This window comes from Palleronia sp. THAF1 (genome assembly GCF_009363795.1).
Classification (GTDB): Bacteria; Pseudomonadota; Alphaproteobacteria; order Rhodobacterales; family Rhodobacteraceae; genus Palleronia.
In genome coordinates this window covers 1,442,703-1,455,812 of record NZ_CP045420.1, presented here as the reverse complement: position 1 = coordinate 1,455,812, position 13,110 = coordinate 1,442,703, and the positions used below count along the sequence as shown (strand labels likewise).

The following is a 13,110-nucleotide window of genomic DNA, read 5'->3' as shown; positions in this document are numbered from 1 at the left end:
CATTCTCTCCTGCACTGGACGGGGCCGGACCGGCCCGCCATAAATCCCGTATGAGCATGACAATCTCCGACCTGCACGCCTTCCTCAAGGACGCGTTTCCCCAAGTGGCAGACGATTTCGCGATAGAGGACATGACCCAAGACACCATGCGGGTGCGCCTTCGGGTGACCGACAAGCATCTGCGACCGGGCGGCACCGTATCGGGACCGTCGATCTTCGCGCTGGCGGATGTGGGGCTTTACCTGATGATTCTGTCGCGCCTTGGCCCCGTGGCGCTGGCGGTGACGACGAATTGCTCGGTCGATTTCATGCGCAAGCCCAAGGCGGCGACCGATCTGATTGCCGACACGCGCCTGCTGAAGCTGGGCCGCGTGCTGGCGGTGGGCGATGTGCTGATCCGGTCAGAGGGCGACGAGAAGCCCGTCGCCCGCGCGTCGCTGACCTACTCGATCCCGCCGAACGGCTGACTACTCCGCCGCGACGGCACCCGGATTTTGAGGGTGCGTCGTCCAGTTCGCATAGTCATCGCTGACCGTCTTGCCGGTGCGCGGATCGACGGTGCCTTCCGACAGGCGCTCCATCGTGATGCAGTCCTGAACGGGGCACACGTCAACGCACAGGTTGCAGGCCACGCATTCGGCGTCGATCACTTCGAACGTGCGATCGGCGGACATGGAGATCGCCTGATGAGAGGTATCTTCGCAGGCCGCATAGCAGCGCCCGCACTTGATGCAGGCGTCCTGATTGATGCGCGCCTTGGTCACGTAGTTCAGGTTCAGGTATTGCCAGTCCGTCACGTTCGGTACCGCGCGGCCCGACACTTCGGCGACGGAGATATACCCCTTTTCATCCATCCACGCCGACAGCCCCGCCGTCATTTCCTGAACCACGCGGAAGCCATAGGTCATCGCCGCCGTGCAGACCTGCACATTGCCTGCGCCAAGCGCCAAAAACTCCGCCGCGTCACGCCAGGTGGTGATGCCGCCGATGCCGCTGATGGGCAGGTCGCGCGTCTCTTCGTGGCGGGCAATCTCTGACACCATGGACAGCGCGATAGGCTTCACTGCCGGGCCGCAATAGCCACCGTGGCTGCCCTTGCCATCGATGGTCGGTTCGGGCGCCATGTTGTCCAGATCGACCGAGGTGATCGAGTTGATCGTGTTGATCAGCGACACGGCATCCGCGCCACCGTTCTTCGCGGCCAAGGCAGGCTTGCGGATGTCGGTGATGTTGGGCGTCAGCTTCACGATGACGGGGCGGTCATAGTATTGCTTGCACCAGCGGGTGACCATTTCGATGTATTCGGGCACCTGACCGACCGCGCTTCCCATGCCGCGTTCGGACATGCCGTGCGGGCAGCCGAAGTTCAGCTCGATCCCGTCGCAACCCGTTTCGGCCACGCGCGGCAGGATCGCCTTCCACGCCGCTTCCTCGCACGGAACCATGATCGACGCAATCAATGCGCGGTCCGGGTAGTCGGCTTTGACGCGGGCCATTTCCTCAAGATTCGTGGAAAGGGGCCGGTCCGTGATCAACTCGATATTATTTAGCCCCAGCAACCTCCGGTCCGCGCCGTAAACGGCCCCGTATCGCGGTCCGTTGACGTTCACGACCTCTTCACCCTCTGACGCGAGCGTCTTCCAGACCGCGCCGCCCCAGCCGGCCTCGAACGCGCGGCGAACGTTGTATTCCTTGTCGGTTGGCGGGGCAGAGGCCAACCAGAACGGGTTGGGACTGATGATGCCGCAAAAGTCGGTGGTCAGATCGGCCATTGGTGGTCTCCTCAGCCTCTGGCTGCTTCGCCGATCACAGCGCCGGTGTCGGCGGGGATCTGGCCCATGAGTTGTGCGTGGATGTCTTCGGCAGCGTCGCGGCCCTGCGCGACGCCCCAGACGGTCAGGTCGTCGCCCGTGGCAACGCAGTCGCCACCCGCCCAAACGCCATCGACAGAGGTGCGGCCATTGGCGTTCACCGCGATCTTGCCGTTCTCCAGCGCCAGTCCGGCATCCAGTGTGAAGGTCTGCCCGATGGCCTTGAGAACCTGATCGGCGGGCAGGCGCATGCGCTCGCCGGTGCCTTTCAGCCCCGTGCCGTCATCTGCCGTGTACTCCAGCTCGACCTCTTGCGCGGCGCCGTTGCCATGCACGGCCAACGGCATTGCGTTGCAGATAATCCGCACACCTTTCGAGGTCGCCAGATCCTGCTCGTAGCGGGAAGCCCCCATGCGGTCCTGCCCACGGCGATAGGCAAGCGTCACGGTTTCCGCCCCCAGCAGCTTGGACTGCACGGCAGCGTCGATCGCCGTCATACCGCCACCGATGACCACGACATTGCGGCCAACAGGCAGGGTGCGCTTATCCTCGGCCTGACGCAGCGCCGCGATGAAGCCCACCGCGTCCTGCACGCCGTCGCGCGTCTCGCCCTCGGCCCGCAACGCGTTCACGCCAGCAAGGCCGACGCCCAGGAACACGGCGTCGAACTCGGATGTCAGAGCCTCCAGCGATAGATCGACCCCAAGCGCCTTGCCACCCTGCAAGTCGATCCCGCCGATCTGCATCAGCCACGCCACCTCGGACTGCGCAAAGTCGCCTTCGGACTTGTACGCCGCGATCCCGAATTCGTTCAGCCCGCCGGGCTTCTCCTTGGCATCGTAGAGCACAACATCATGCCCGCGCATCGCCAGCCGGTGCGCACAGGATAGACCCGCCGGACCGGCACCAACGACAGCAATCCGCTTCCCGGTGGACGCGGCCCGCGCGTAGGGATGCGATTGGCGCGCCATGACGGCATCCGTTGCGTGGCGTTGCAGGCGTCCGATCTGTACCGGCTCGCCCTCCGCCAACTCACGCACACAGGCACCTTCGCACAGATCCTCGGTCGGGCAGACGCGTGCGCACATCCCGCCCAGGATATTCTGGTCAAGGATCGTGCGCCCCGCAGACTCTGGCTGATCGGCGGCGATCTGGCGGATGAACAGCGGAATGTCGATGCCAGTGGGGCAAGCGGTCACGCAAGGCGCATCGTAGCAGAAGTAACAGCGGTCCGCGGCAACGGCAGCCTCGTGCCGGTCGAGCGGCTTATGCAGGTCCGAGAAGTTCTCTGCGATCTGATCTGCGCTTAGGCGATGCGCTGCGATGCCGGGTGTGTAGATGTCAGCCATGATCGGGTTCCCAAGGGTCCGGATCAGACTGCCACGCGGGCCGCGTTTGTAAACGCCAAATAATCAGCGCTGTAAAAACTGCATTGGTAATAATGGCGGAGAGACAGTCCGACAAAGCGCCTTAATAATCTTCTCAAGTATCTGTTTTATATGCAATTTAATTTTCTGCGTATCCCAAATTGTAACCCAGAATGTAACCCAAATCGAAGCAGCAAGAGGGTTGCCTGTTGAGCGCGTAATCCGCGGAAACGGTTGTTTAGGATGCCTCGGTGATGCTCTGTGAGAACCGCACCAAATCCCTGCTGAAGATCTTAGAAAACTAGCGTGCAGGGAACTGAGCACCGCCATGTTTGAAGCGGACCTCTATCGTTAGGCTGAGCAACGTCTTCTCGGCGGACGAAGCTGAGGTTAGGGTCAGGACCCATTGATCTGCTTGAGGCTCTGCGGCCCGCGTGATTCATCGCCTCTGAACCAAAGGGGGCGTGATGAGTGATCTATACTGGCTGAGCGAGGCTCAGATGGAGCGGCTGCGGCCTTACTTTCCCAAGAGCCATGGCGTGCCCCGCGTCGATGATCGACGGGTCCTGAGCGGCATTATCTTCATCAATCGCAATGGCTTGCGATGGCGAGATGCGCCGCGTGAATATGGCCCCCACAAGACGCTCTACAACCGCTGGAAGCGGTGGAGCGATATGGGCGTGTTCGCGCGGATCATGGCTGGCTTGGCGGCGGAGGCGCCCGACAACAAGACGATCTCCATCGACGCCACGTATCTGAAAGCGCATCGCACGGCCTCGAGTCTATGGTCGAAAAAGGGGGGCGTGGACGCCTGATCGGACGCACGAAGGGCGGCATGAACACCAAGCTGCACGCCGTGACGGACGCGTGTGGGCGGCCTATCCGGTTCTTCATGACGGCGGGACAGGCCAGCGATTACACTGGAGCCAGAGCTCTATTGAGCAGTCTTCCGGACGCCGACTGGCTCTTGGGGGACCGAGGATACGACGCGGACTGGTTCCGCGAAGACCTTATCAACAAGAAGATAAAGCCCTGCATCCCTGGCCGGAAGTCACGCGACACCCCGGTCAAATACGACAAACGCCGCTACCGAAAGCGCAACCGGATTGAGATCATGTTCGGTCGCCTGAAAGACTGGAGACGCGTGGCCACGCGTTACGACAGAAGCCCCACGGTCTTCCTCTCAGCCATCGCCCTCGCCGCTGCCGTCATCTTTTGGCTATGAGTCCAGAGCCTAACCCCAAATCGCGGGCTTTTCAGGGGAGGAGGTCAGTCACCATCGGCATCGCCTCGATCTTGAACTCGCGGCTGAACTTCCGTCTCGTCATATCCAATCTCCAGTTACATGGTCACGATCTTATTTCCGTGTCCATGAAACCGGCAGCAGCTCACGGAGCCGTCAGGAATGCTGGTTCAAATCTTATTGTTTCGTAAACTTCATTTACTTGCCACTTAATGGCCTCGGTTCGACACACTCTTACCTCGGCTCCGCCACAGTAACATCCCGGCCTGTACCAAAGGTCAGGGTAGATACCGCATAAGGAGAGAGCAAAAATGAAAAATTTGATGGATGATCTACCCTTGGGTGTGCGTTGTTTCTTGAAGTCAGAATGGGGCCAAACGACAATTGAACTTGTACTGTGGCTCCCCGTTGTCGGCTGCGCAGGCTTTTTCGGGTTGGGAGCGATCTTATGAACGTTGTTCAGTTCTTTTCCCGCTCCGACACGGACGGCGGGGTGCAATGCGAGGGAGCCCTCAGCTCATATTGTGGTAGCTCAGAGCTGATACAGCGAGCTCGTCAGGGTCGGCTCCGCGCGCTAGATTCAGAGCGTGCGGTTTACATGAACGTATTCGCTGACGAACTGCGAGTGGTTAGCGAACGCGCTTAGCGTTCGCTACGCTAGGTCAAGAAGCTGCTACTGTGCGCAATGCCCACCGACATGGCTACCCATCAGGCGGTAGTGCGGCTATACCGCTATCTGTCCGAGTGGTTTCCGCTCGTGGATCCCGCGAATGTCTCGATCCGGCCCGAAGAGCCAGATCACTTCGACCAGCTGATCGCGCTATGGGCATCGGCGCTCTTTCACCGGCACCAGTCGGCGTTCATGCTCGCGACGGCCATTCCACGGTCCATGAGGCCTTGTCCTACCTCGCGACCATCGTTCCCATGGAGCACGCCCAATATTCGCCCGTAGCCCCCCGATAATACAGAGTTGACCGGGCATCATGGCCCTTGCGGTGGCAATGGCCTTAGCGCCAAGCTCGGCCTCGGACCGGCACTGCGGTCGCCGTGTTTCTGAAGCGTCGAATGGCGCGTCTCCCTTACGCGTCAGAAGTACGTTAGGCCCGTCAAGGCGCACGGTGTCACCGTCTACGATGAGGCGCCGGTGATGGCGAGGATGGCAAGGCAGTTCAATGAACACTTTGTAGGCTAATGCGGCTTTGTTGCGCAAAGGTCGAGCGAGGGATTCATCTCGTGAATCCAGTGTGGTAGCTGGCCTGGATGAGCAGACCTATCCCGCCGACCTACAAGACCAAGAACTGGCCGGCCTACAACGAAGCGCTGAAGCAGCGCGGCTCCCTGACGATCTGGTTCGACCCGGGCATGGTCTGGGTGCCACCGCCAACCGGAAAGCGAGGCAGGCAGCCGCAGTATAGCGATGCCGCGATCCAGACGTGCCTGACGATGAAGGTGCTCTTCGGCATGGCCCTCCGGCAGACGACCGGGTTCGTTGAGAGCCTGCTCCGCTTGCTCGGCCTCGACTGGACGGTGCCGGATTTCAGCACGCTGAGCCGACGCCAGAAGACCTTGGCCGTGACCATCCCCTACCGCGGCTCGCAGGGACCGCTGAACCTGTTGATCGACAGCACCGGCATCAAGGCCGAGGGCGAAGGCGAGTGGCATGCGCGCAAGCATGGCGGCGCGAAACGCCGTCTGTGGCGCAAGATCCACATCGGTGTCGATGAACAGACGCTGGAGATCCGTGCCATCGAGATCACCGGTAGCCACATCGGGGACGCGCCCATGCTGCCTGAGCTTCTTGACCAGATCCCCGCTGATGTGGAGATCGGCTCAGTCACGGCAGACGGAGCCTATGACACGCGCAGGTGCCACGACGCCGTCGCCGACCGCGGCGCCGATGCTGTCATACCGCCACGCAAGAACGCCAAGCCGTGGAAGCCGTCGACCGCGGGGGCCATCGCCCGGAACGAGGCTCTGCGCGCCTCGAGATACCTCGGCCGCGCCATCTGGCGAAAATGGACCGGCTATCACCGCCGAAGCCGCGCCGAGACGAAGATGCATTGCGTGAAGCTGCTGGGGCAGAGCCTCATGGCACGCGACTTCGATCGCCAAGTCGCCGAGCTCCAGATCCGCGCTGCCGTCCTGAACGGCTACACCGCGCTCGGCATACCTGTCACCGAGCCCGTGGGATAAGTGCGTCTGGGGAAAGGGGAAGTGCGCCCCTCACCTCCTTTGCGCAACAAAGCCGAGGCAGGACCAGACCGAGCCGCTTCATCCGATTCACTGTTTTCATTACGTCGCCAATGTGGATCAGATATTTGTTGCCCGAGTTCGGCGTCAGACCCTCGCGCTCAATCCGCTCCATCCACCAGTCGCGAAACTCTAGCATGTCGTCGCCAGTCACTTCTTCAAGCGATTTATCACCGATGACGCCCACCAAATTTTTTACCGCCTTCACCCGAGGATTGCGCCACCGTCGAAGCTGGTCTTCGCTCTTGCCCAGTGTCTTGTCCTTGGTTAGCGTCCAATAGGCATCCAGCGCTTTAGTCAGGCTGATCTTGGGCGCGTCTACGCCTCCCAGCACCGCTGCCGTCTCAAGGCGGTCAACAGGGCCACCACGGGGCCGGTTGGTGGTCACCGCTTCCACACGGGCCATCAGATCTTCGATCGGTAGGTCGGCGACCTAGGCACGATGCAGGTATCGAAAGCCACGCGCTACCGCCAGCTTCTGTGCGGCCTCAAAAGCCCGCTCCGCATCAGCGTCCTCACCGGCCAGCTTGGCTTCCCATCCCTCAACAAGCTGTTGCCAGATCGCCGGAGCCTTGGCTTCCGCAAGCTCGTAGCTGTCAGTCCCCAGGCTCATTTTCACGAATGTGCGTTTGTCCACGGCAGCATACTGCGACGGCACGCGTCGGTAGAGGGACAGGCGCTTACCGCGCTTGATGATGGACATGGCGGGATAGCTCCAAACGCGCCGAGCGTTCCCGGCGGATCAAGTATCCCAATTTGTAACCCGGAATGTAACCCAGAAAGTATACGCGCTACCGCAGGCCGATCCGGAAAGTGGCAGTTAACGTGACTTTTCAGTGGGTTGAGTAGCCCGAAAATCTAGATAATGGCGGAGAGACAGGGATTCGAACCCTGGGAACCCTTGCAGGCTCAACGGTTTTCGAGACCGCCCCGTTCGACCACTCCGGCACCTCTCCGCGGGGACAGGCGGGCTGATAGACGGGTGTGTGGGGCGATGCAAGGGGTGGTGCGTGCTTGCGTTGCGATTCCGCGCAAAGCGTCTAGATATCGAAGCAGCCAACCATGTCGGGAACCGTCTACATGCTGCGAGCCGCTATTGTCCTTGCGACCCTTCCGCTTGCCGTGCCTGCCTGGGCGCAGCAGCAGTCTTCTCTGTTCGACGTGCTGCGATTGGGTGAGGTCCTTGAGATCATGCGCGATGAAGGCGTGGCGTATGGCGCGGACATCGACGCAGACCTGCTGGCCGGGCAGGGGGGCGCGGGCTGGGAGCAGGCCGTTGCCGCGATCTATGACACCCGGCGTATGACCGAACGGATGCGGTCCGATTTCGAGGATCGGATCGACGCGGACGACGCCGCCATCCTTACCGAGTATTTCAACTCCGATCCCGGCGCCCAGATCGTCGAGCTGGAAGTCGAAGCCCGGCGCGCGATGACCGATCAAGACGTGGAAGACGCCGCGCGGGACGCCATTGAAGACGTCGATCCGGACCGCCTGGACCAGTTGACCCGCTTCATCGAGGCGAACGATCTGATCGAACAGAACGTCTCCGGTGCGATGAACTCAAACTTCGCCTTCCTGACCGGCCTGTCGGACGGCGGTGCCATGGGCGGGCAGTTGACCGAGGCTCAGATCATCTCTGACGTTTACGCGCAGGCCCCCGAGATCCGTGATGAGACGACGGAATGGCTGTATGGATACCTCGGCCTCGCTTACGCACCGCTGGATGATGACGTTCTTCAAGACTACGTCGATCTAGGAGAGACCGAGCGCGGTCAGGCTCTGAACGCCGCCATCTTCGCAGCCTTCGATGCGCTTTACACGGATATCTCATACGATCTGGGCCGCGCTGCTGCACGGTTCATGGACGGCGAGGATATCTAGCCTGCGCCCTTGACACAGCGCGCGCCACACCGCATATCGCGCCCACCCGAGCGGGACGATCCCGCTGCGGGGCTTATGCAATGACGCCTTGATCCGAAGGCGCGCTGTCCGAGGTGGGGGTCAGACCCCGACGAACGCCGGAAACGGGACCACAGGACGCGGGATAAAAAGGAAGAAGCCCATGTTTGCGGTCCTCAAGACCGGCGGCAAGCAGTATCGCGTCCAATCGGGCGATGTGCTGCGCGTCGAGAAGCTCGCCGCCGATGCCGGTGAGAAAATCCAGTTCAACGAAGTCCTTATGGTCGGTTCCACGATCGGTGCTCCCCTCGTCGAAGGCGCGGGCGTTCAGGCCGAAGTGATCGAACAGATCAAGGGCGAAAAGGTTATCCACTTCGTCAAGCGCCGCCGTAAGCACGGCTCGAAACGCACGAAGGGCCACCGCCAGCAGCTGACGCTTTTACGCATCGGCGACATTCTAGAATCCGGCGCGGACAAGTCCGGCATCAAGGAAGCCGTCGGTGCCGGGATCGCTGGCTGGACCGGCGTTCAGGCGGACAAGGGCGATTACGTCAAGAACCGGTCTGGTCAGGCCGAGATGAAGAAGCGCGTCGCTGCCGGCGGTGCGGAAGAAAAGGTCGCCGCGAAAACGGAGGCCACAGACGGTGGTGCAACGTCCAAGCCGGGCAACCTGCTGACCGAGCCGCGCGATGGCGCGGCTGACGATCTGACCCGCATCTCCGGTGTTGGTCCGGTCATCGAGAAGAAGCTGCACGCCATCGGTGTGTATCACTTTGACCAGATTATGGCTTGGGGCGACGAAGAGATTGCCTACATGGATGACCAGCTTTCGTTCAAAGGCCGCATCCAGCGCGACGACTGGATCGCCCAGGCCACGCAATTCAACGCTGAGAAGGAGTAACACCGAATGGCACATAAAAAGGCAGGCGGTTCCAGCCGCAACGGTCGCGACTCCGCCGGACGCCGTCTTGGCGTCAAGAAGTTCGGTGGTGAGGCCGTGATCCCCGGCAACATCATCATCCGCCAGCGCGGTACCAAGTGGTGGCCGGGTGAGGGCGTAGGCCTTGGCCGCGACCACACGATCTTCGCGACCGAAGGCGGTCACGTGACGTTCCACAAGGGCCTCAAGGGCCGGACCTTCGTGTCCGTGCTGCCGAAGGCCGAAGCCGCCGAGTAAAGCGCGCTTCCGTCAAGATCATGGGGGATCGGCGCAGGCCGGTCCCCTTTTTCGTTTTTCGGGCAAGGGCCATCATGGGCGTCGCCGTCGCTTCCTTCCTTATCTTCGCGGCCAGCCAGGTGGGCACACCCGGTCCAGCGAACATGGCGCTTCTGGCGACGGGGGCCGCGCATGGTCTGCGCCGCGCGCTGCCCTTCGTGGCGGGAGTGGTGCTGGGCAAACAACTGATCATCTGGCCTATCGGATTTGGGCTGATGTCGCTGGCGCAATCGGTGCCGCTGCTGTTCACCGTGCTGAAGTTCGCCTCTGCCGCCTATATCTGCTGGTTGGCGTGGCGCGTGGCGCGGATGCGGCTGCAACCGGGGCAGGGCGGCGACGTGCCGGGCATCATCGCCGGTCTGATCGTGCATCCGCTGAACCCCAAGGCCTGGGCGATGATCGCCACCGGCTTCACCGCCTTCACAGATCCAGGCACGCCGGCGCTGCAGGCGACCGCCACCATCGCGGCCTGCCTTTTCGCGATGCAGTGCATGCTGCACCCGATCTGGGCGGGCGCGGGCCAAGCCGTCGCTGCCACGGTCGCGGGTACACGATATGAGCGAGTTCTGATGGTGACTCTGGCGCTCCTCACCGTCGCCTCCGTCGCTTGGGTGCTGGTGCCGCGATGATCCGGGATATCGCCACATTGCGCACGGATCGACTGGTCCTGCGCCCCCTGCGCGCCGACGATGCAGAGGCCATTGAGCATGGTGCCAACAACCTTGACGTGGCGCGCTGGCTGTCGGTCGTCCCGTTTCCCTACACACGCGCCGACGCCGACGCGTTTCTATCGTCGAAGGCGGTCGAGCCGCGCGTCACTTGGGCAATCTGCGATGATGCAGGCTTATGCGGCGTGGTCTCTATCCGGCCCGAATTGGGCTACTGGATCGCCCGCGACCGCTGGGGTCGCGGCTACCTGACCGAAGCGGGTCGCGCCGCACGTGATGCCGCCTTCGCCGATCCCACCCGCCGCAGCCTTGGCGCGCGCCACATGGTCGGGAACGAACGCTCTGCGCGGGTGTTGGCCAAACTGGGATTCCGCGTTGTAGGCCAACGCACCGACTATTACCGCGCGCTCAACCAAGACTGCCAATCCGCCGTCCTGACCCTTAGCCGCGCCGACTGGCGACGGTTGAGCCGCACCGAACAACCCTATAGGGCACGCGCATGAAGTTTCTCGATCTCGCCAAAGTCTACATCCGATCCGGCTCCGGCGGATCCGGTGCCGCGTCGTTCCGGCGTGAGAAGTATATCGAATTCGGTGGCCCCGACGGTGGGGACGGCGGTAAGGGCGGCGACGTGGTGGTCGAGGCAGTGGACGGCCTGAACACCCTGATCGACTTTCGCTACCAGCAGCACTTCTTCGCCAAAAGCGGGCAGGGCGGCATGGGGGCGCAAAAGACGGGCGCCAGTGGGGCCGACATCGTGCTGCGCGTGCCCGTTGGCACCGAAATCCTGGACGAAGACAAAGAAACTGTGATCGCCGACATGACAGAGGTCGGTCAGCGCGTCGTTCTGGCCGAAGGCGGCAATGGTGGCTGGGGCAACCTGCGCTTCAAGTCGTCCATCAACCGGGCGCCGCGCAAGGCGAACCCCGGTCTGCCAGGCATCGAACGCACCATCTGGCTGCGCCTCAAGCTGATCGCTGACGCAGGCCTTCTGGGCCTGCCGAACGCGGGCAAATCCACTTTCCTTGCGGCAACGTCGAACGCCCGGCCCAAGATCGCGGACTATCCCTTCACCACGTTGCACCCCAACTTGGGCGTCGTCGGCGTGGACGATACCGAATTCCTGATCGCCGACATCCCCGGCCTGATTGCTGGCGCGCATGAGGGCAAGGGTATTGGTGACCGGTTCCTTGGCCACGTGGAACGATGTGCCGTGTTGCTGCATTTGGTGGACGGAACAAGTGGTGATCCGGCGGGCGATTGGCGCACCGTCATCACCGAATTGGAAGAATACGGCGGCGCACTGGCCGATAAGCCGCGCGTAACGGCGCTGAACAAGATCGACGCGCTCGACGATGAAGAGCGCGCCTTCATACGCGAGACGCTGGAAGAAGTGGCGGGCCCCGTCCACCTGATGTCCGGCGTGTCGCGTGAAGGCGTGACGGATGTGTTGCGAGCCTTGCGCGCGCAGATATCGGAAGACAAACTGCGCCGCCGCGAAACGCCAGAGGACGGAACATGGCAACCCTAAACATCACCGACGCCAAGCGTCTGGTCGTAAAGATTGGCTCGGCCTTGCTGGTAGACGCCGAAACCGGTGCGATGCAGCATGAGTGGCTGGAAAGCGTCTGCGCCGATGTGGCGCGTCTACGGGCGAACGGCACGGAAGTCGTGCTGGTCTCTTCCGGCGCCGTCGCCTTGGGGCGCGGCTTGCTTGGGTTGGCCCGCCGCGGTGCGCTGCCCTTGGAGCAATCCCGCGCCGCCGCGGCCGCCGGTCAGATCAGCTTGGCCCGCGCCTATGAAGTGGCACTCGCCCCCCATGGCCTGACCGCCGCACAAGTGCTGCTGACGCTGGACGATACCGCCGACCGCCGCCGCTACCTGAACGCGCGCGGCACGTTGACGGCCCTGCTGAAGCTAGGCGCTGTGCCCATCGTGAACGAGAACGACACCGTCGCCACCGACGAAATCCGCTTCGGCGATAATGACCGGCTTGCCGCGCAGATCGCCGTGACAGTGGGCGCAGATCAGTTGGTGCTGCTCTCGGATGTGGACGGTCTTTACACGTCGAACCCGCAAAGCGACCCCAGCGCGCGCCATTTGCCCGAAGTTGAAACGATCACACAAGAGATCGAGGATATGGCAGGCGACCCTGTATCGGGCCTGTCGAAAGGCGGGATGCGGACAAAGCTTGTGGCTGCCCGCACCGCGACCAGCTCTGGCTGCGCTTTGTGCATCACGTCAGGAATGGTCGACAACCCTTTGACCGCGCTTGAAAAAGGCGCACGCGCATCGTGGTTCCTGCCGGTCGTCGACCCGGTTCTGGCGCGGAAGGCCTGGATTCTTGCGATGAAGCCGCAGGGCGCGCTGACGTTGGACAAGGGCGCGGTTTCTGCGCTGAAGGCCGGGAACTCTCTGCTACCCGCAGGCGTCACACAGGTAACCGGCACATTCGAGCGTGGCGATCCCGTGACCATTCAACAGGCCGACGGTCACGCCCTTGGCATGGGATTGGTGCGCTACAGCGCCGCCCACGCCCGCGCCATTGCTGGCCACCGATCAGACGAGATCGAAGCGATCCTCGGCTATCCGGGTCGCTCTTCGCTCGTCCACCGTGACGACATGGCCATTTAATCAACCCCGACAGGAGGTT

At 62.3% G+C, this 13,110-nt stretch carries 14 protein-coding genes and 1 tRNA gene; 10 read left to right on the top strand and 5 right to left on the bottom strand.

The genetic code is table 11. The annotated features are described in order from the left end of the window. Positions 1–50: 50 nt before the first annotated feature. Entirely contained in the window at positions 51–467 is a 417-nt protein-coding gene (locus FIU81_RS07310) for a PaaI family thioesterase (RefSeq protein ID WP_124112542.1), read from the top strand. Here the strand turns inward: FIU81_RS07310 and preA are convergent, their stop codons facing one another. Further along, a complete protein-coding gene (preA, locus tag FIU81_RS07305) occupies positions 468–1,772 on the bottom strand; it encodes an NAD-dependent dihydropyrimidine dehydrogenase subunit PreA (RefSeq protein ID WP_124112541.1) in 1,305 nt (434 codons plus the stop codon). Between the two features lie 11 nt (positions 1,773–1,783). Further along, positions 1,784–3,160 (bottom strand): NAD(P)-dependent oxidoreductase, encoded by a 1,377-nt coding sequence (locus FIU81_RS07300; protein ID WP_124112540.1) that lies wholly within the window; start codon positions 3,158–3,160, stop codon positions 1,784–1,786. A 485-nt stretch (positions 3,161–3,645) separates the two neighbouring features. On the opposite strand from FIU81_RS07300, the gene FIU81_RS07295 reads away from it, so the two are divergent. Together FIU81_RS07295 and FIU81_RS07290 are read left to right on the top strand one after the other, a co-directional pair. Next, positions 3,646–4,403 (top strand): IS5 family transposase gene (locus FIU81_RS07295; protein WP_152460898.1). Its coding sequence is split into 2 segments (ribosomal slippage): positions 3,646–3,970 and positions 3,970–4,403, totalling 759 coding nucleotides; the frame shifts between segments, so codons are not numbered across the junction. Between the two features lie 1,278 nt (positions 4,404–5,681). Continuing rightward, positions 5,682–6,614 carry an IS5 family transposase gene (locus FIU81_RS07290; RefSeq protein WP_124109951.1) on the top strand — a complete coding sequence of 311 codons (933 nt, stop codon included), beginning with the start codon at positions 5,682–5,684 and terminating at the stop codon, positions 6,612–6,614. Here the strand turns inward: FIU81_RS07290 and FIU81_RS07285 are convergent. The 3 genes from FIU81_RS07285 to FIU81_RS07275 all read right to left on the bottom strand — a co-directional run bounded on the left by FIU81_RS07285 (position 6,595) and on the right by FIU81_RS07275 (position 7,627). Continuing rightward, complete coding sequence (locus FIU81_RS07285; protein WP_124112898.1) at positions 6,595–7,077, bottom strand: hypothetical protein; 483 nt, start codon at positions 7,075–7,077, stop codon at positions 6,595–6,597. The genes FIU81_RS07290 and FIU81_RS07285 overlap by 20 nt on opposite strands. Before the next feature lie 27 nt (positions 7,078–7,104). After that, positions 7,105–7,374 (bottom strand): DUF6538 domain-containing protein, encoded by a 270-nt coding sequence (locus tag FIU81_RS07280; protein WP_124112897.1) that lies wholly within the window; start codon positions 7,372–7,374, stop codon positions 7,105–7,107. A 163-nt stretch (positions 7,375–7,537) separates the two neighbouring features. Next, positions 7,538–7,627: transfer RNA gene (locus tag FIU81_RS07275), tRNA-Ser, on the bottom strand. 106 nt (positions 7,628–7,733) lie between these two features. Between FIU81_RS07275 and FIU81_RS07270 the strand changes: the two genes are divergently transcribed. The 7 genes from FIU81_RS07270 (at position 7,734) to proB (ending at position 13,091) form a co-directional block, all read left to right on the top strand. Beyond that, the gene (locus tag FIU81_RS07270; RefSeq protein WP_124112896.1) at positions 7,734–8,555 is read left to right on the top strand and encodes a hypothetical protein; all 822 of its coding nucleotides are present in this window, start codon (positions 7,734–7,736) and stop codon (positions 8,553–8,555) included. 181 nt (positions 8,556–8,736) lie between these two features. Further along, positions 8,737–9,474: a 50S ribosomal protein L21 gene (locus FIU81_RS07265; protein WP_124112895.1), complete on the top strand. Its 738-nt coding sequence runs from the start codon at positions 8,737–8,739 to the stop codon at positions 9,472–9,474. A gap of 6 nt (positions 9,475–9,480) precedes the next feature. Beyond that, positions 9,481–9,750: a 50S ribosomal protein L27 gene (gene rpmA, locus FIU81_RS07260; RefSeq protein ID WP_124112894.1), complete on the top strand. Its 270-nt coding sequence runs from the start codon at positions 9,481–9,483 to the stop codon at positions 9,748–9,750. Positions 9,751–9,824: 74 nt separating this feature from the next. After that, complete coding sequence (locus tag FIU81_RS07255) at positions 9,825–10,418, top strand: LysE family translocator (protein WP_124112893.1); 594 nt, start codon at positions 9,825–9,827, stop codon at positions 10,416–10,418. Beyond that, positions 10,415–10,960: a GNAT family N-acetyltransferase gene (locus tag FIU81_RS07250; RefSeq protein ID WP_124112892.1), complete on the top strand. Its 546-nt coding sequence runs from the start codon at positions 10,415–10,417 to the stop codon at positions 10,958–10,960. The genes FIU81_RS07255 and FIU81_RS07250 overlap by 4 nt, the downstream gene beginning before the upstream one ends. Further along, the gene (gene obgE / locus FIU81_RS07245) at positions 10,957–11,988 is read left to right on the top strand and encodes a GTPase ObgE (protein WP_124112891.1); all 1,032 of its coding nucleotides are present in this window, start codon (positions 10,957–10,959) and stop codon (positions 11,986–11,988) included. The genes FIU81_RS07250 and obgE overlap by 4 nt, the downstream gene beginning before the upstream one ends. After that, complete coding sequence (gene proB / locus FIU81_RS07240; protein ID WP_124112890.1) at positions 11,976–13,091, top strand: glutamate 5-kinase; 1,116 nt, start codon at positions 11,976–11,978, stop codon at positions 13,089–13,091. The genes obgE and proB overlap by 13 nt, the downstream gene beginning before the upstream one ends. Positions 13,092–13,110 lie beyond the last annotated feature (19 nt).

What these genes read in the sequence shown, in the direction of transcription:
- obgE (WP_124112891.1), top strand. Translation starts at nt 10,957, where the DNA reads ATGAAGTTTCTCGATCTCGCCAAAGTCTACATCCGATCCGGCTCCGGC.
- FIU81_RS07250 (WP_124112892.1), top strand. Translation starts at nt 10,415, where the DNA reads ATGATCCGGGATATCGCCACATTGCGCACGGATCGACTGGTCCTGCGC.
- FIU81_RS07265 (WP_124112895.1), top strand. Translation starts at nt 8,737, where the DNA reads ATGTTTGCGGTCCTCAAGACCGGCGGCAAGCAGTATCGCGTCCAATCG.
- FIU81_RS07290 (WP_124109951.1), top strand. Translation starts at nt 5,682, where the DNA reads ATGAGCAGACCTATCCCGCCGACCTACAAGACCAAGAACTGGCCGGCC.
- FIU81_RS07310 (WP_124112542.1), top strand. Translation starts at nt 51, where the DNA reads ATGAGCATGACAATCTCCGACCTGCACGCCTTCCTCAAGGACGCGTTT.
- FIU81_RS07300 (WP_124112540.1), bottom strand. Translation starts at nt 3,160, where the DNA reads ATGGCTGACATCTACACACCCGGCATCGCAGCGCATCGCCTAAGCGCA.
- FIU81_RS07270 (WP_124112896.1), top strand. Translation starts at nt 7,734, where the DNA reads ATGTCGGGAACCGTCTACATGCTGCGAGCCGCTATTGTCCTTGCGACC.
- FIU81_RS07285 (WP_124112898.1), bottom strand. Translation starts at nt 7,077, where the DNA reads ATGGCCCGTGTGGAAGCGGTGACCACCAACCGGCCCCGTGGTGGCCCT.
- FIU81_RS07255 (WP_124112893.1), top strand. Translation starts at nt 9,825, where the DNA reads ATGGGCGTCGCCGTCGCTTCCTTCCTTATCTTCGCGGCCAGCCAGGTG.
- FIU81_RS07280 (WP_124112897.1), bottom strand. Translation starts at nt 7,374, where the DNA reads ATGTCCATCATCAAGCGCGGTAAGCGCCTGTCCCTCTACCGACGCGTG.
- proB (WP_124112890.1), top strand. Translation starts at nt 11,976, where the DNA reads ATGGCAACCCTAAACATCACCGACGCCAAGCGTCTGGTCGTAAAGATT.
- preA (WP_124112541.1), bottom strand. Translation starts at nt 1,772, where the DNA reads ATGGCCGATCTGACCACCGACTTTTGCGGCATCATCAGTCCCAACCCG.
- rpmA (WP_124112894.1), top strand. Translation starts at nt 9,481, where the DNA reads ATGGCACATAAAAAGGCAGGCGGTTCCAGCCGCAACGGTCGCGACTCC.